General features: G+C 44.7%; 20 protein-coding genes. 5 read left to right on the top strand and 15 right to left on the bottom strand.

Features of this window, described 5'->3' with window-relative positions; all coding sequences use genetic code 11:
* Positions 1-17: 17 nt before the first annotated feature.
* The gene (locus JF50_RS00240; protein ID WP_039607541.1) at positions 18-1949 is read left to right on the top strand and encodes a HAMP domain-containing methyl-accepting chemotaxis protein; all 1932 of its coding nucleotides are present in this window, start codon (positions 18-20) and stop codon (positions 1947-1949) included.
* A gap of 121 nt (positions 1950-2070) precedes the next feature.
* On the top strand, positions 2071-3441 hold the full coding sequence (gene hemN / locus JF50_RS00235; RefSeq protein ID WP_039607723.1) for an oxygen-independent coproporphyrinogen III oxidase: 1371 nt from the start codon (positions 2071-2073) through the stop codon (positions 3439-3441).
* Between the two features lie 402 nt (positions 3442-3843).
* On the opposite strand, the gene JF50_RS00230 is transcribed toward hemN, so the two are convergent.
* The 12 genes from JF50_RS00230 to rpsJ form a co-directional block, all read right to left on the bottom strand.
* A complete protein-coding gene (locus JF50_RS00230; RefSeq protein WP_039607540.1) occupies positions 3844-4533 on the bottom strand; it encodes a hypothetical protein in 690 nt (229 codons plus the stop codon).
* Positions 4534-4693: 160 nt separating this feature from the next.
* Positions 4694-4951, bottom strand: a complete 258-nt coding sequence (rpsQ, locus tag JF50_RS00225; RefSeq protein ID WP_039607539.1) for a 30S ribosomal protein S17 — start codon at positions 4949-4951, stop codon at positions 4694-4696.
* On the bottom strand, positions 4951-5142 hold the full coding sequence (gene rpmC, locus JF50_RS00220; protein WP_039607538.1) for a 50S ribosomal protein L29: 192 nt from the start codon (positions 5140-5142) through the stop codon (positions 4951-4953). Before rpmC ends, rpsQ begins: the two co-directional genes overlap by 1 nt.
* Positions 5142-5555: a 50S ribosomal protein L16 gene (gene rplP, locus JF50_RS00215; protein ID WP_023398454.1), complete on the bottom strand. Its 414-nt coding sequence runs from the start codon at positions 5553-5555 to the stop codon at positions 5142-5144. Before rplP ends, rpmC begins: the two co-directional genes overlap by 1 nt.
* Positions 5556-5568: 13 nt before the next feature.
* Positions 5569-6270: a 30S ribosomal protein S3 gene (gene rpsC / locus JF50_RS00210; RefSeq protein ID WP_023398455.1), complete on the bottom strand. Its 702-nt coding sequence runs from the start codon at positions 6268-6270 to the stop codon at positions 5569-5571.
* A 12-nt stretch (positions 6271-6282) separates the two neighbouring features.
* A complete protein-coding gene (gene rplV, locus JF50_RS00205) occupies positions 6283-6615 on the bottom strand; it encodes a 50S ribosomal protein L22 (protein WP_010386167.1) in 333 nt (110 codons plus the stop codon).
* 12 nt (positions 6616-6627) lie between these two features.
* Positions 6628-6906, bottom strand: a complete 279-nt coding sequence (gene rpsS / locus JF50_RS00200; protein WP_010367084.1) for a 30S ribosomal protein S19 — start codon at positions 6904-6906, stop codon at positions 6628-6630.
* A 16-nt stretch (positions 6907-6922) separates the two neighbouring features.
* On the bottom strand, positions 6923-7747 hold the full coding sequence (gene rplB, locus JF50_RS00195) for a 50S ribosomal protein L2 (protein WP_023398456.1): 825 nt from the start codon (positions 7745-7747) through the stop codon (positions 6923-6925).
* A gap of 17 nt (positions 7748-7764) precedes the next feature.
* Entirely contained in the window at positions 7765-8067 is a 303-nt protein-coding gene (gene rplW, locus JF50_RS00190; RefSeq protein ID WP_023398457.1) for a 50S ribosomal protein L23, read from the bottom strand.
* Positions 8064-8666 carry a 50S ribosomal protein L4 gene (rplD, locus tag JF50_RS00185; RefSeq protein WP_039607537.1) on the bottom strand — a complete coding sequence of 201 codons (603 nt, stop codon included), beginning with the start codon at positions 8664-8666 and terminating at the stop codon, positions 8064-8066. The genes rplW and rplD overlap by 4 nt, the downstream gene beginning before the upstream one ends.
* Positions 8667-8683: 17 nt before the next feature.
* Positions 8684-9319 carry a 50S ribosomal protein L3 gene (gene rplC, locus JF50_RS00180; RefSeq protein WP_010376387.1) on the bottom strand — a complete coding sequence of 212 codons (636 nt, stop codon included), beginning with the start codon at positions 9317-9319 and terminating at the stop codon, positions 8684-8686.
* 27 nt (positions 9320-9346) lie between these two features.
* Entirely contained in the window at positions 9347-9658 is a 312-nt protein-coding gene (gene rpsJ, locus JF50_RS00175; RefSeq protein ID WP_005495349.1) for a 30S ribosomal protein S10, read from the bottom strand.
* Positions 9659-10182: 524 nt separating this feature from the next.
* On the opposite strand from rpsJ, the gene plsB reads away from it, so the two are divergent.
* Positions 10183-12609: a glycerol-3-phosphate 1-O-acyltransferase PlsB gene (plsB, locus tag JF50_RS00170; RefSeq protein WP_039607536.1), complete on the top strand. Its 2427-nt coding sequence runs from the start codon at positions 10183-10185 to the stop codon at positions 12607-12609.
* A gap of 20 nt (positions 12610-12629) precedes the next feature.
* Here the strand turns inward: plsB and tesB are convergent, their stop codons facing one another.
* Positions 12630-13487, bottom strand: a complete 858-nt coding sequence (tesB, locus tag JF50_RS00165) for an acyl-CoA thioesterase II (protein ID WP_039607535.1) — start codon at positions 13485-13487, stop codon at positions 12630-12632.
* Positions 13488-13561: 74 nt separating this feature from the next.
* Between tesB and JF50_RS00160 the strand changes: the two genes are divergently transcribed.
* Positions 13562-14023: an EVE domain-containing protein gene (locus JF50_RS00160; RefSeq protein WP_039607534.1), complete on the top strand. Its 462-nt coding sequence runs from the start codon at positions 13562-13564 to the stop codon at positions 14021-14023.
* A gap of 1 nt (position 14024) precedes the next feature.
* Here JF50_RS00160 and JF50_RS00155 read toward each other — a convergent pair whose 3' ends face one another.
* Both JF50_RS00155 and JF50_RS00150 read right to left on the bottom strand, forming a co-directional pair.
* Positions 14025-14231, bottom strand: a complete 207-nt coding sequence (locus JF50_RS00155) for a hypothetical protein (RefSeq protein ID WP_235423377.1) — start codon at positions 14229-14231, stop codon at positions 14025-14027.
* On the bottom strand, positions 14228-15289 hold the full coding sequence (locus JF50_RS00150) for a potassium channel family protein (RefSeq protein WP_039607533.1): 1062 nt from the start codon (positions 15287-15289) through the stop codon (positions 14228-14230). The genes JF50_RS00155 and JF50_RS00150 overlap by 4 nt, the downstream gene beginning before the upstream one ends.
* 202 nt (positions 15290-15491) lie before the next feature.
* Here JF50_RS00150 and JF50_RS00145 point away from each other — a divergent pair, with 202 nt between their 5' ends.
* The gene (locus JF50_RS00145; RefSeq protein ID WP_039607532.1) at positions 15492-16433 is read left to right on the top strand and encodes a chemotaxis protein CheV; all 942 of its coding nucleotides are present in this window, start codon (positions 15492-15494) and stop codon (positions 16431-16433) included.
* Positions 16434-16439 lie beyond the last annotated feature (6 nt).

The following is a 16439-nucleotide window of genomic DNA, read 5'->3' as shown; positions in this document are numbered from 1 at the left end:
AGCTTGTAGGGTGTCATATGATAAAAGACTGGCGGCTGAGCCAACAATTAAACAGCGCATTTGGCGTTATGATATTGATGATAATCGTATTATCCATCACCGCGTTCTGGAGTTTAAGTAATGGCTACAACAACTTCGTTGACTATCGAACCAAAGCCAGAGACAGTAACTTGGCAGGACGAATTCAGGCAAACTTATTAGAGGTAAGATTACAAGCGATAAAATATCTAAAACATCAAAGTGATGCCAATATAGCTCAGTTCGACCAGCGCTTAGAACTCCTTGAAACCCTGCTCGATAAAGCAAAAGCACAGTATACCAACTCCTCCCAACTAAACATCATCACCAATAGTCAAAAACAAATAGAACGATATGAAGGCAGTTTTAGGCAAGTGATTAGCTTGTACGAGCGCCGACACCAAATTGTCAATGACACACTCAATAAGTATGGGCCCGAGCTTGACGGTAAACTACGCAGTATGATGGACAACGCCCAATCTGTTGAGGAAATCAATAAGATCAGTGCACTGAGAAGCCTTTTACAGCAGGGGCGCTTATCCACAAACCAATTTTTAGTCGCCAATGCTGAGCGTGATTATCGATTGGCCAAAGATACTTTGAGCACTTTAAATAGCCAAGCGACACAGTTTTTACGGGCATCTCGAACCAGCCAACTCCAAGGGTTTATCACTCCACTTGAGGCATACCAAACAGGTTTAGAAGAAGTCTATCAAGTCATCATAAAGCGTAATACAGAAATCACCCAAGTACTTGATAAAATAGGCCCTGATGTTGCAGCCCAAGTTGAGAATATCAAACTCGATATCAAAGCGTCTCAAGATGAGCTTGGACCAATTGTGCAGGCAGCCAGTGCCAATGCCAAATTTACTGTGATCACACTTGCCATACTCATCATCGTCTGTGGTGTCTTTTTTAGTTGGTTCATTAGCAGAATCATCAAACAACCGATAGGTGGCGAACCACGTGAAATTGAGGCAATGGCGAGAAAAATTGCAGCAGGGGATCTTACCGTTCGGTTTGAGCAGCATCAAAACAATAGCGGGATTTATCAAGCGATGTCAGAAATGGTCTCAAACCTCAGAGCCTTTATCGAGCAAATTCACCAATCTACTGACACACTCACCGCCACTGCACACAACATGAGTGCCATCACCACACAGGCCATGCAAGGTGCAGAACAGCAAATGGCACAATTAGAAAATACCGATAGAGCAATGGATGAGATGGCACAAACAGTCGCCGACATTACTCAAAGCACTCAATCTGCAGCGGATACCGCCACGACCGCTGAGGAGTCCTCACAACACGGGCTAAATGCGGTTGCGCAAACCACCACGTCTATCACAACATTGAAAGCCGATATTGACAACGTCAGTCAAACGATTTCGAAACTGGCTGAAGAAACGCAGTCCGTTGGTTCTATTTTAGACGTCATCCGCGGTATTGCCGATCAAACCAACTTACTTGCACTCAATGCAGCCATTGAAGCGGCGAGAGCTGGTGAGCAGGGTCGAGGCTTTGCTGTTGTTGCTGATGAAGTACGCAGCCTAGCCAGTCGTACACAACAGAGCACCGAAGAGATCCAAGCGATGATTTCACGCTTGCAACAAGAAGCGCAGCGCTCGGTCGATCTGATGGGCAGTAATGTTGAAAATGCAGAAACCACCGCAACTCAAATTCACCAAGCAGGAGAAACGTTGCAACAGGTATCTGACTCCGTTATTGCGATCCGAGATATGAGTATCCAAATAGCCAGTGCGACAGAACAGCAAAATGCGGTGACACAGCAGGTGTCTCAAGGCGTTCGTGATGTCACTGGTACAGCCAAAGAAACCGCCCAAGGCGCGGAAAAAGCCTCAAATGACGCTGCATTATTGGCCTCTTTAGCAGACGACCTGGCCACCACAGCCAAACGCTATCAACTCTAGTAAACAAGCAGGCAGTGCCGTGTAATTGCACTGCCTAATAAACACCCCATTGCGTCAGATCAAACTCTGCTTTTTAGCTAACACCTATACTTGTGTGGTGTAATTTTATGTGAGTGCGATCGTGATTAAACTACCTCATTGGGAAGATTCCCTGATCCAGAAATACAATATTTCTGGTCCAAGATATACCTCTTACCCCACCGCTTTGTCATTAACCTCTGGGTATTCGCAAAGTGACTTGACCCGTGCCATTGCCAGTTCAGCTAATCGTGCACTGTCGCTGTATATTCATATCCCATTTTGCCATCAACTTTGTTATTACTGCGGCTGCAATAAAATCATAACGCGCCACCAGTCTAAAGCAGACGTTTACCTTGATCATCTGCTTCAAGAAATTGCCGCACAAGCCCCTTTGTTCAAAGGTTACCAAGTTGAACAATTGCACTTAGGAGGCGGCACACCAACGTTTTTAACCGCGGAGCAAATGACGCGACTCATCGACGCCCTTGAGCAACATTTTGACTTTACTCACACTGCACAACGCGGCATTGAAATTGACCCTCGCTCTTTGGCTAATGGTATGTTGGAGTCTCTCAAAGCACTTGGCTTCAATCGTGTGTCTTTTGGCGTTCAAGACTTTAATGACCAAGTACAAGCTGCGGTGAATCGCCCACAGCAAATAGATGAAGTCCTCACGGTATTACAACAGGCAAGAGCCCTCGGGTTCAAGTCCATCAATATGGACATGATATACGGCTTGCCATACCAAACTCCCGAGACTTACCAAGCAACCATTGAGCAACTTATCAAGTTGGCACCAGATCGTGTTTCGCTCTTCAATTACGCCCATTTACCAGACAGATTTGCCGCCCAGCGCAAACTAAAAGAGCATGATATGCCTACGCCAGAGCAAAAGCTGGCCATCTTCAAAGCGACGCTTGAACGTATGACACAGGCAGGATACCAGTATATTGGTATGGATCACTTTGCCAAACAGGATGATGAACTTGCAATTGCACAGCGCGAAGGTCAACTACATAGAAATTTTCAAGGCTATACCACCCATGGCAACTGCGATTTATTAGGGTTAGGCGTGTCATCCATCTCTCAGATAGGCGATGCCATATTACAAAATGAGAAGGATTTGAAACCATACTATCAAGCAGTATTGGAGCGAAAAAATGCCATCAGCAAAGGCATCGCTTTACATCAAGATGACCTCATACGTGCCGCCGTGATAAAGCAGCTCATTTGCCATTTCGACTTAGATAAAACAGCTATCAATGCGCAGTTTAATATCAATTTTGATGATTACTTTGCACAGGCACTGCATGCACTGAGCCCGTTGGAAACAGATGGCTTGGTGATCAATGACCAAAACGCCATCACGGTCACAGCCAAAGGCACCTTGTTCATTCGAATCATTTGTATGTGTTTTGACGCCTATTTACAGCAACAAATCAAAAACACGCGCTTTTCACGAGTGATATAAAAGGACTCGGCCTACAGTCACTGTGGGCCCCTACTCCACATCATAGCCTCGCGTTAAACCGAAAATGCTTGCACTCACAGTAACACTGTTTCACACTGGCAAAAAAGCAGTACAAGGAAAAAGTATGCTCAAACCCAAGCGCTATTTAGTGCTGTCTGTGGTCTTTGATTGCGCCTATTCTCTGTGTGCTCTTTGCACAACTTTTATCCAGCTCACTGACGTGCGTCGTCAATGAACGGGGCGATACACCTTGCATACTTTTTAATTATGATATCACTATGATATTGGTGAGTTTTTATGTCAGTGGCTGGGCAGCACTGCTCACACTCCCTATTGCTGGCGGGATGTCAGGTTGGTTTTACCGACGTTACCTCAAGTTAAGTTTAATTCGCTAACACTATCTCATTTAAGGTATTTATCCAGTGCTCGCTTTAACATCACTTCATTGTTAGAAAGTTCACCCGGACAAGGTTGACCCGAAGAGGAAGGCATATCTGCTTGTGCCATCTCCGACGAATCATCAAAAAAGTAACAATTACCTTTCCATTTCACCACACGTTTACCTTGACCGCGATAAATCACCTCGGTTTCACCGGATAAATACTGTGTATGCGCTTTTGGCGTGCGCATTCTTAGTGCTGGCGCACCCACCTGTTTATCAAACTGGCGAGAGCCAAAAAAAGCCGCTTGCTCTTTTTGCTGTAGCTGTTCAATGCCTTTATAGGGATTAACCTTAATCACTTTTACTTTATTAGGTGTAGCAGTATTTTGCTCATGAGCAGGCTCAAATTCGGATTGTTCTTCCACACTCACCGGCTGTGCGGGTGTTTGCTCAGCAGTGACCTCTTCAACTTGCTCAGGCTCGTTTATTTCCTCTTCAATAGGTGGTTTATCTATTACTTCAAGCACATCAGCGTCAACAACCTCTTCTTCTATAGCTGATTGGTCCGGTTCATCTATTGTCACCACATACACTTTAAGCGATTTATCATTTTTTACGACAGGTATTGTCGGGGCGACTAAAAATAACAACCCCCCAATCACACCATGCATGGTCAAAGAGCCCAACACAGCCACTCGCGTAGAGTGCATTACATAATCCTTTAATTTTCTATCGTTGTTTATGCTTGGAGGTTTATTTTCTAAAAAAGTTCAGCGCCTTAGAATGAAACTAAGTGGATATCAACGCAAGTGTTAAAACGAAAAAACCCCGACCAAGGCCGGGGTTTTTATAAGTCAACTTAATTAAAAATTAAGCTTTCTTAGGACGTTCAATCACGTCAACTAGCGTCCAAGATTTGTTCTTAGAGATTGGCGCACATTCGCGAATAGTCACGACGTCACCTGCTAGTGCTGTGTTGTTTTCATCATGTGCGTGCAACTTAGTTGTACGCTTGATGAATTTACCGTAGATCGGGTGTTTAACCTGACGCTCGATAGCAACAACGATTGACTTATCCATTTTGTCGCTAACTACACGACCTTGAAGAGTACGGATTTTATCGCTCATTATGCACCTGCCTTCTGGTTGATAACCGTTTTAACACGCGCAATATTGCGACGTACTTTTTTCAGCTCGTGAGTTTGAGCTAGCTGACCAGTGCTCGCTTGCATGCGCAGGTTGAACTGCTCACGAAGAAGCTCTAGAAGTTCAGCTTTAAGCTCTTCTACGCTTTTGTCTTTCAATTCGCTAGCTTTCATTACATTACCGTCCGAGTTACAAATGTTGTTTTGAAAGGTAATTTACGAGCAGCTAGGTCGAATGCTTCACGAGCAAGCTCTTCTGAAACACCTTCCATCTCGTAAAGTACTTTACCAGGCTGAATTTCAGCAACCCAGTATTCAACAGAACCTTTACCTTTACCCATACGAACTTCAAGCGGTTTTTCTGTAATCGGCTTATCTGGGAACACACGGATCCAGATTTTACCTTGACGCTTGATATGACGCGTCATAGCACGACGAGCTGCTTCGATTTGACGAGCAGTCATACGGCCACGGCCAGTCGCTTTCAAGCCGAAAGAACCGAAGCTAACTTTGTTACCGCTAGTAGCAAGACCACGGTTGCGGCCTTTGTGTACCTTGCGGAATTTTGTACGTTTTGGCTGTAACATTAGTCGCTACCTCTTACTTAGCACTTTTTTTAGCTTTCTTCGGTGCGCGTTTAGCTGGCTTCTCTTGCTCTTGTTTCAGTGGAAGACCACCGATAACTTCGCCTTTGAAGATCCAAACTTTAACACCGATGATGCCGTAAGTAGTCAAAGCTTCTGAAGTTGCGTAATCGATATCAGCACGTAGAGTGTGTAGAGGTACACGACCTTCACGGTACCACTCAGAACGTGCGATTTCAGCGCCGCCTAGACGACCGCTAACTTCAACTTTGATACCTTTAGCACCTAGACGCATTGCATTTTGTACTGCGCGCTTCATAGCGCGGCGGAACATAACACGACGTTCTAGCTGTGAAGAGATACCGTCAGCAACTAATTGAGCATCTAGCTCAGGCTTACGTACTTCTGCAATGTTGATTTGTGCAGGTACACCAGCAAGCTTAGTTACAGCTTGGCGAAGCTTTTCAACGTCTTCACCTTTTTTACCGATAACAACACCAGGACGAGCTGTGTGAATTGTTACACGGATAGATTTAGCTGGACGCTCGATAACGATTTTAGACACAGAAGCGTTTTTCAATTCCTTAGTAAGGTATTGACGCACTTTGTGATCGCCAAAAAGCTGCTCAGAGAAATCTTTTGTATTCGCGTACCAAGTAGATACCCAAGGTTTTGAGATACCTAGGCGAATACCAGTAGGATGAACTTTTTGTCCCATTACTTATATCTCCTAGCTATCTGAAACCACAACAGTGATGTGGCTTGAACGCTTAAGGATGCGGTCTGCGCGTCCTTTAGCACGTGGCATAATACGCTTCATTGTAGGACCTTCGTCTACAAATACTTTAGCCACTTTAAGCTCATCAATGTCAGCACCTTCGTTGTGCTCCGCGTTAGCGATAGCAGACTCAAGTACTTTTTTAACCAATACAGCCGCTTTCTTTGGGCTATACGCTAGGATTTCTAGCGCGCGATCAACCGGAAGTCCGCGGATCTGATCAGCAACTAGACGTGCTTTTTGCGCCGAACCAGAGGCGAATTTGTGTTTAGCTAATGCTTCCATCATATCCTCCGATTAACGCTTTTTAGCTTTCTTATCCGCAGCGTGACCGCGGTAAGTACGTGTAGGTGCAAATTCACCTAGTTTGTGACCGATCATTTCGTCTGTAACGAATACAGGTACGTGCTGACGACCATTATGGACAGCGATGGTCAATCCGATCATGTTAGGGATGATCATTGAACGACGGCTCCAAGTCTTGATAGGCTTCTTGTCACCGCTTTCCAACGCCTTCTCTACCTTCTTCAGCAAGTGTAGGTCAATGAATGGACCCTTCTTGAGAGAACGTGGCATGGCAATTCCTCAACTATTACTTAGTACGACGACGTACGATAAATTTATCAGTACGCTTGTTCTTACGTGTCTTAGCACCCTTAGTAGGCTTACCCCATGGAGACACAGGGTGACGACCACCAGATGTACGACCTTCACCACCACCGTGTGGGTGGTCAATCGGGTTCATGGCAACACCACGAACTGTAGGACGGATACCACGCCAACGGTTAGCACCAGCTTTACCTAGTGAACGTAGCATGTGTTCAGCGTTACCTACTTCACCGATAGTTGCGCGGCAATCCGCTTCAACTTTACGCATTTCACCTGAACGTAGACGTAGAGTCACGTACTGGCCTTCACGCGCTAGGATCTGTACATATGCACCAGCAGAACGTGCAATCTGAGCGCCTTTACCAGGCTTAAGCTCAACATTGTGTACTGTAGTACCTACTGGGATGTTACGCATTGGTAATGTGTTACCAGCTTTGATTGGTGCATCAACACCAGACTGGATAGCATCACCTGCTTTAACACCTTTAGGTGCGATGATGTAACGACGCTCACCGTCTGCATATAATACAAGAGCGATGTTTGCGCTACGGTTTGGATCATACTCTAGACGCTCAACAACAGCTGGAATGCCGTCTTTAGTGCGTTTAAAGTCGATTACACGATAGTGATGCTTGTGACCACCACCGATGTGACGAACCGTGATACGACCGTTGTTGTTACGACCACCTGATTTAGAGTTTTTCTCTAGTAGCGGAGCGTATGGCTTACCCTTGTGTAGATCAGGGTTAACCACTTTAACGACGTGACGACGACCCGCAGAAGTTGGTTTACACTTTTGAAGTGCCATAATTCTAACTCCCCTTATTACTCGGCGCCGCCGACAAAGTCTAGCTCGCTGCCTTCTTTAAGAGTAACGTAGGCTTTCTTCCAGTCTGAACGACGGCCGAAACGCATGCCTGTACGCTTTGTTTTACCCTTAACGTTTAGAGTGCGAACACCAGTTACTTCTACTTCAAAAAGCTTTTCAACAGCTGCTTTAACTTCAGCTTTGTTTGCATCTTTTGCTACTTTGAACACAATAGTGTTGTTCGCTTCAGCAGAGATAGTGCTTTTCTCAGAGATGTGTGGAGCAAGAATTACTTTTAAAAGACGTTCTTCACTGATCATGCTAATGACTCCTCAAGTTGCTTCACAGCACCAGCAGTAATTAGAACCTTATCGAAAGCGATTAGGCTTACTGGGTCGATGCCAGCTACGTCACGAGTATCAACCTTGTACAGGTTACGAGATGAAAGGAATAGATTCTCATCTACTTCTTCAGTCACGATTAATACGTCTTTTAGCTCAAGCTCTTTAAGCTTAGCTACTAGTTCTTTAGTCTTAGGTGCTTCTAAACCGAAGTTTTCAACAACAATAAGACGCTCTTGACGAACTAGTTCAGATAAGATGCTCTTGATCGCACCGCGATACATCTTACGGTTAACTTTTTGGCTGTGATCTTGCGGCTTAGCTGCAAAGCTCACACCACCGCTGCGCCAGATTGGGCTGCGGATTGTACCAGCACGTGCACGGCCAGTACCTTTTTGGCGGAATGGTTTCTTACCACCACCACGTACTTCAGAACGCGTCTTCTGAGCTTTAGTACCTTGACGAGCACCTGCTGCGTAAGCAACAACTACTTGGTGTACTAATGCTTCGTTAAACTCACGTCCAAAAGTAGCTTCGGAAACTTCAAGCGCACCAGCGCCTTTAATTGCTAATTCCATCACTAAATCTCCAGGACTTATGCTTTAACAGCAGGTTTAACGATAACGTCGCCGCCGATAGCGCCAGGTACTGCACCTTTAACTAAAAGCAGGTTACGCTCAGCGTCAACACGAACTAGTTCAAGGTTCTGTGTCGTAGAACGAACATTACCCATTTGACCGGCCATTTTCTTACCTTTGAAAACTTTACCAGGAGACTGGTTTTGACCGATTGAACCAGGAGCACGGTGAGATAGAGAGTTACCGTGTGTAGCGTCTTGCATGCTGAAGTTCCAGCGCTTAACACCACCTTGGAAACCTTTACCTTTTGAAGTACCAGTAACGTCTACTTTTTTCACTTCAGTGAAAAGTTCAACAGTTAGTTCTGAACCTACTTCAAACTCACCTTCTCCGCCGTTAAGACGGAATTCCCACAGGCCACGACCCGCTTCAACGCCAGCTTTTGCGAAGTGACCCGCTGCTGGTTTGTTTACACGGCTTGCTTTTTTCTCGCCTGCAGTAACTTGAAGCGCGTTATAACCGTCTGTAGCGTCAGATTTGATCTGAGTTACACGGTTAGGCGTCGCTTCGATAACTGTCACAGGGATAGATACACCATCTTCAGTGAAGATACGTGTCATACCCACTTTACGACCGACTAGACCTAATGCCATTTTCCTAAAACCTCTCTAATCTTTCGATTAACCCAGGCTGATTTGAACATCAACACCAGCAGCAAGGTCTAGGCGCATTAGAGCGTCTACAGTCTTGTCAGTTGGTTCTACGATGTCGATCAGACGTTTATGGGTGCGGATTTCATACTGATCACGCGCGTCTTTGTTTACGTGCGGAGAGATCAATACAGTGAAACGCTCAAAACGTGTAGGTAGTGGGATTGGACCACGTACCTGAGCACCAGTGCGCTTCGCAGTTTCCACGATTTCCGCCGTTGATTGGTCAATCAAACGGTGGTCAAAAGCTTTTAGGCGAATACGAATGCGTTGATTTGACATTCTTAAACCTCAATTAAAAGAGCATTTAAAAAGAGCATAAAAAAACCGCCGAAACTATCTTAAAATACCTAAGAAGTCGGTTGTTCTTTTATTTCTACCATCGAACTCCAAATCGGAGTTCCTGTTTAATAGTCTGAAATCCAGACTTTCATTTATACTTTCAACGGCCAGAAGCCGAGAAAGTTCGCACATTATAATGATACTGGTGATAAATGCAACAATTAAATGCAATAAATTTGTCGCACTGCGATATCCTGTTTTTTCACCAAACTCAGCGCCCTAGCCACTCTTTAATCACGTGCCAAATTAAAGTTCATTGGCAGGCTAACGTCCTAATAAATAACTGTGTTTAAACCTGCCTTGGCTATACTAATACAACCTGTAGCGTGCTTTGGTTTCATATTGGTGGCACCTCAAACATCATAACTTGGCTGTAGGTGACACCACGCAAGGACTCACTGGACCATGGTCAGTCCAGTGAATCCTTGATATTCTATTACAAAAATTATTATTTGGTACTGTATATGCGCTTTATATCCCAAAGTCTCAACGTGCTCGCGCGCTGGACTAATTGGCTTTTAGTTAAAAGTAAACTGTTGCCAGAAAACCCAATCGAGCAATTTAGCCTCGACCCAAACCTGCCAACTTTTTATGTGACGAGATTAAACTCCCATTCCGATCTCGCAGCCATTGATCGCATGTGCCAGCAGCTTGGTTTACCAAGCCCAATGCAATCACAAAAGATTGGCAGTACTGAGGTACCGCGTTTTATTGCGATGCAAAATCCAACGCCGCTATTCTCCAAATCGGCTAAGCCCAGTAATGCATTAGCGCTCAGCAAAGACATATTCTACGCGCTCAAAGCCAACCCAGAGGTCAAAGCACAAATTTTACCTGTCTCGGTTTTTTGGGGCAGAGATCCTGGTAAAGAGAAGCCAGGTTTAGGCACTTTACTGAGCCACTCCCTGACACCAAGTTGGCTTCGAAAAAGCTTAGTCGTCTTGTTTTCAGGTCGTGATAATCTAGTGCGCTTTTCAGCCCCCATTGCCGTAGAGCAATTAATGAATGATAAAGCCGATGTCGAAGAGCTTCCACAAAAGCTACTTCGGGTCGCCCGTGTTCACTTCCGCCGTCAACAACTTGCTGCAACAGGGCCTAAGCTCCCATCCAGAGAAGCCTTATTTAACTCTATTCTCGCCGCACCCAATATCAAAAAGGCCATTGCCGAAGAAGCCAAAGCAAAAGGCTTGAGTCATCATGAAGCAAGACTCAACGCCCAAGAGTTACTAGACGAGATCGCTGCAAACTATTCTGATGCCATGGTCCGTGTCGCCGACCGCGTATTGACTTGGCTCTGGAACAAATTATACAACGGCATTGAGGTTAAAAATGCCGATGAGGTCAGATCGCTGGCGGACAAAGGACACGAAATTATTTACGTGCCATGTCATCGCTCCCATATGGATTATTTATTACTGACTTATGTCATTTATCATCAAGGCTTAGTACCGCCGCACATTGCCGCAGGTGTGAATCTCAACTTTTTCCCAGCAGGTGGTATTTTCCGCCGCTCAGGTGCGTTTTTTATTCGCCGCTCATTTGCCGGCAATAAACTCTACTCTGCGGTTTTCAAAGAGTATTTAAGTCAGTTATTTATTAAAGGTTACTCAGTTAAATTTTACACTGAGGGCGGGCGTAGTCGCACAGGTCGCTTACTGCCACCCAAAACCGGTATGTTAGCCATGACCATGCAATCTATGCTCAAGGGCATAGACAGGCCGATTTCGATCGTACCTGTTTATATTGGCTACGAGCATGTTATGGAGATCAACACCTATCTCAAAGAGCTCGCTGGCAACAATAAGAAAAATGAATCTGTACTGGGTGTCTTCAAAGCCATTAAAAACTTACGCAACTACGGGCGCGGCTACTTAAACTTTGGCCAACCTATCAACCTAAACCAGTACTTAAATGAGCACCAACCTGATTGGCGCCAAGCCATCAGTGCAGAAGACGCACCAAAACCACAGTGGCTTAACAACCAAGTTGCTAATGTCGCCGACCAAATCATGACGAACATCAACGCCAGTGCGGCTTTGAACGTGATCAATGTGCTTGCGACCATCTTGCTCAGTAATGAGCAATTTGCTTTGAGTAAGCAAAAACTGCTGGAGCAATTGCGCTTTTATTTGGCTCTACAAAAACACGCCAAATACAATGCACATGTTACCCAACCAGATGAAGATGCTGAGGCGCTGCTGGCCCACGCACTTAAACTCGATAAATTTGAAGTACTGCAAGATGGATTAGGTGACATCATTACCATCAAAGAAAAAGAACGTACGCTATTCAACTATTATCGCAACAATATTTTGCATCTGTTTGCCGTGCCCAGCGTACTTGCGCAGATGCTATTCAATCGCTATCGCATGAGTGTAAAAGAGTGTGAGCAAAAACTCGCAACGCTGTACCCGCTGTTTGCCAAAGAGTGGTTTTTATCCCCGATGCCAAGCGGCTACGTTAACAATATTCTAGAGAGCTTTGCACAGCATGACTTGATCACTTTTGATGGTGAGCAGGCTGTTGCGAGTAAGGACAATCGCGCCCTTGCTAAGCTAGAAATGCTGGGTAAAGTGTGCCACTTAACGCTTGAGCGTTATGCGATCACCAGCAGTCTCGTGATCAATAATCAAGGGATTAAACGTCCTGATTTAGAAAGAGAAAGCGACATTTTAGCAAACCGTTTAGGCACCCTGCATGGGATTAAGAGCCCAGAGTTTTTTGACAAAAAAGTCTTGAGTAATTTTATCAATGCACTGAGAGAACAAGGCTTTATCAGTATTTCGGAGCAACAGACTATCAATGCTGAAACTCAGCTTGTAGAGCTGCAAGGGTTTCTCACCGAATTACTCCCAGCACGTATCTGGCAGTCTATCAACGATACGGTTTAACGCGATACCGATGCGCCACATTAGCGTTGGCGCATTACCCCTTCTTGTATCGTGGATGCCACAAGTTCACCCTGACGATTAAAGAATTGCCCACGTACCAGACCGCGACCATTGCTCGCGCTTGGACTATCGACACTGTACAGCATCCAATCGTCTAATCTAAATGGACGGTGAAACCACATCGCATGGTCAATCGTCGCAACCTGCATATTCGGCTGCATAAATGATAGACCGTGAGGTTGCAAAGCGGTTGGTAAAAACTCAAAGTCAGACGCATAAGCCAATAAATAATTATGAATACGCCTTTCATCTGGCATGGTGCCATTAGCTTTAAACCAAACGTGACGCTTAGCTGCCGCCTTTTGTGGCTGAAACGGATTTTGAAAATTGACCGGGCGCATATCCAACGGCATTTCTTGGGTAAACTTAGGTCTCAGCGCCTTTGGGATCAACTCAGCATTATCTTGATAAAACTGCAGCGCAGATTTCAAAGTTTCAGGCTCTGGCACAACCGGCATGTCAGATTGATGGGATAAACCTGGTTCATCTCCTTGAAACGACGCCGTCATATAAAAAATCGGTTTCCCATATTGGATTGCACTCACTCGTCTTGTGCTGAAGCTGCGTCCATCTCGAATATTTTCTACATCATATACAATGGGTTTACTGGCATCGCCTGGGCGCAAGAAATAAGAATGTAGAGAGTTGACATAACGGCCCTCAGGTAGGGTGTATTTCGCTGCAGACAGTGCTTGTCCCATTACCTGTCCACCAAAGACCTGTGGAAATCCTAAATCTTGACTTTGCCCGCGATAGATCCCCTGCTCAATTTCTTCCAAACTCAATAAATCAAGTAAATCCTGTAAAACCTGACTCATTAGCTACCTCACCATTGTAGTTACTGCGATTAGTGATAATAATACACTAATCTACCTTTAATTGAGCACTTATAATGGCTTATTGGTTATTCAAAACTGAACCTGATGCATACTCTCTCGATGATTTAAAAAACGCCCCTGAGCAAAGTACATTTTGGGAAGGGATCCGCAACTACCAAGCACGTAACTTCATGCGCGACCAGATGCAGGTGGGTGATGAAGTCTTTATTTATCATTCCAGCTGTAAAGTACCAGCCGTTGTTGGCATCGCCAAAGTCACACAAGGGGCGCAAACAGATCCGTATCAATTTGATGCCAGTAGTGATTACTACGACCCTAAATCGACACCAGACAATCCAAGGTGGGTAGGTGTTACCGTGCAATATGTCGAACAATTGCCCGAACAGGTAACCCTAAAAGCGATTAAAGCGGAGGATGCCATCACTGAACTGGCCTTAAAAAAAGCTGGAAGACTGTCTATTATGCCGGTCACAGAGGTTGAATGGCGACACATTATTACGATGTCAAAAAGGTAGGCTACCCCGTTTTTTTACGGCGAGTTTTCACTCGCCCAGTTTTGGGGATCATCGTCACATATAACAACAGTGCTACCCATGAAAAGAGCAAGGTACCAATCAGCCAACCGTTTTTTTCATGTCCTTTGGAACGCTTACTACCTGCCACCATCGCAATCGGCGCTAGGTAGAGGCAAACCACCCCAACCATTAACATCAACTCGTTCATAACTGCTCCCAAGCTACCTCTCTTTCCAATACCCGTTGTGGTGCAATATAGTGAATAAAATCACCGCCTTTGAGGGCATAACTCAGCGGTGGATTTAAATCCATATCCTGGCCACTTCGGTCATGGGCAACCCCAAGTAAGGTGGCATTGTGATGTTTTTTAAAAAACATAAACAACTGACCAAACTCGCACGCTGGGACAGACGCCGGGATTTGCAAACTAAACTGGGTATCTCCTCGTAACGTCGACAACAGCTCTTCCTGTATACGACTAGAACCAGGATCTTGCATAGAACGCACCAATATTTCGGCAGACATGGCGGTTGAACATTCAACATTCGCACAGTGCACACGCAATAACTGTGCTTTAGTTTCATCAATAAAGTGAGCACTGATGTGGGCGGCGTTTTTCACCATAGGACTGAGCTTTAATGCCGTCGTGAAGGTATGGTCATCATCTTTACCATCCACAATAATTTTATCAGCTTCTCGAATGGCGGTACGTGATAATTCTGTATCATCTGTAAAGCTTGCCAAACGCACAAAATCTACTTGAGGGTAACGTAATAATGGGTGTTCCATTTCTTCTTGTACGGCCAGAATGATCCGTCGCTCAATGCGCTTATTGTCAGCTAGGATAAATTCAATCATTTTTTCTGTTCTGGTTGCGTGCCAGCCAAAAATAATGATGTGATCATGTAAATGTGAGAAATCTTTATCGCCTTTCATTGCTTTTTTCACCCATATTGTAATTTCTTGTCCAACTTTCCCTAATAAAACCCCAAAGAGCGCTAAACCAAACGGGATTTGCACCAAAGCAACAACCCATCGACCAAACTCCGATGCAGCACTTAAATCACCGTACCCCACCGTCGAAGTGGTGACCACATAGTAATAAACAAATGTATTAAACGGTAATAGCGCCTGTTCTTGCGCCAGCCATAATAGTCCCCAAGTCAATAACATATGACTGACTGTCGCCAAGACTAAAACTTGCCAACTGGCTCGGTTGATGTGGCTTTGAATTTGTAACAGCATGCGCTTCATGACGATAGGCATTGATTTTCCTGATCCTCTATTTTTCCCTGTATGACATCATCTATGAGTACATAAACAAGTCAATGCTTTACACGGAAAAATTTGATTTATCCTATATTTTTCAGTAAATACTGCTTTTATACTCCGACTGATGTAAAGAACTCGTAATTTTTACTGTTATATGTGTATACTTTGAAAAGCAGCAAGATGATGAGGTGAAAGTATGGCGGGTGTGTTAGCTTCAGTTGATCAACGCACACAGTTGGTAGGTGAAAACCGACTTGAATTATTGCTATTTCATTTACACAGTCGACACCTGTTTGCACTGAATGTATTTAAAGTAAAAGAAGTCGTTAAACTACCTCATTTAAACAAAATGCCCAACGCCCACCCTAAGGTCGCTGGCGTCACCAATATACGTGGAGAATCTATCCCCGTTATCGACTTGCGACAAGCGATTTGCATGCCCCCTACTGAATACGATGATGACAGCAACCTGGTCATCACCGAATATAACCGAACTGTCCAAGCATTTTTAGTCGGCAAAGTAGACCATATCGTCAATACCACTTGGTCAGATATTATGCCTACACCTAAAACGGTCGGCCGCAATCATTATTTAACCGCATTAACCAAGGTCCAGCGTGAAGGGGTTGAACACATTGTGGAAATTATCGATGTGGAAAAGGTGCTTGCTGAAATCATTGACTATGACATTGAGATCCCAGAGGGTGTGCTCGACCAGAGTATCTTAAATCAATTTAAAGGACGCAAAATTCTTCACGCTGATGACTCGGCCACTGCTCGCCGTCAAGTCTCTGATACCTTGGCGCAAATTGGCATAGAGATCATTCCAGCGACAGATGGCCAAGAAGCACTTAATCTGCTTAAGCATTGGGCAGATGAAGGTATTGACGTTAACAAAGAACTGATGGCGGTGATCACGGATGCTGAAATGCCGGTCATGGACGGCTATCGACTAACCTATGAAATACGCAATGACGAAAGGCTCAAAGATCTCTATGTCATACTCAATACATCATTGAGCGGCAGTTTCAACCAAGCCATGGTGGAGAAAGTCGGATGTAATGCATTTTTATCGAAGTTTCAGCCCGACTTGTTAGTCCAAGAAATGCAAAAACGTTTAAAACAAATCCTAGGCTAAAAACTG

Source organism: Pseudoalteromonas luteoviolacea, assembly GCF_000814765.1.
In the GTDB taxonomy this organism is placed as follows: Bacteria; Pseudomonadota; Gammaproteobacteria; order Enterobacterales; family Alteromonadaceae; genus Pseudoalteromonas; species Pseudoalteromonas luteoviolacea_H.
This window is presented reverse-complemented; position numbering and strand designations above follow the sequence as displayed.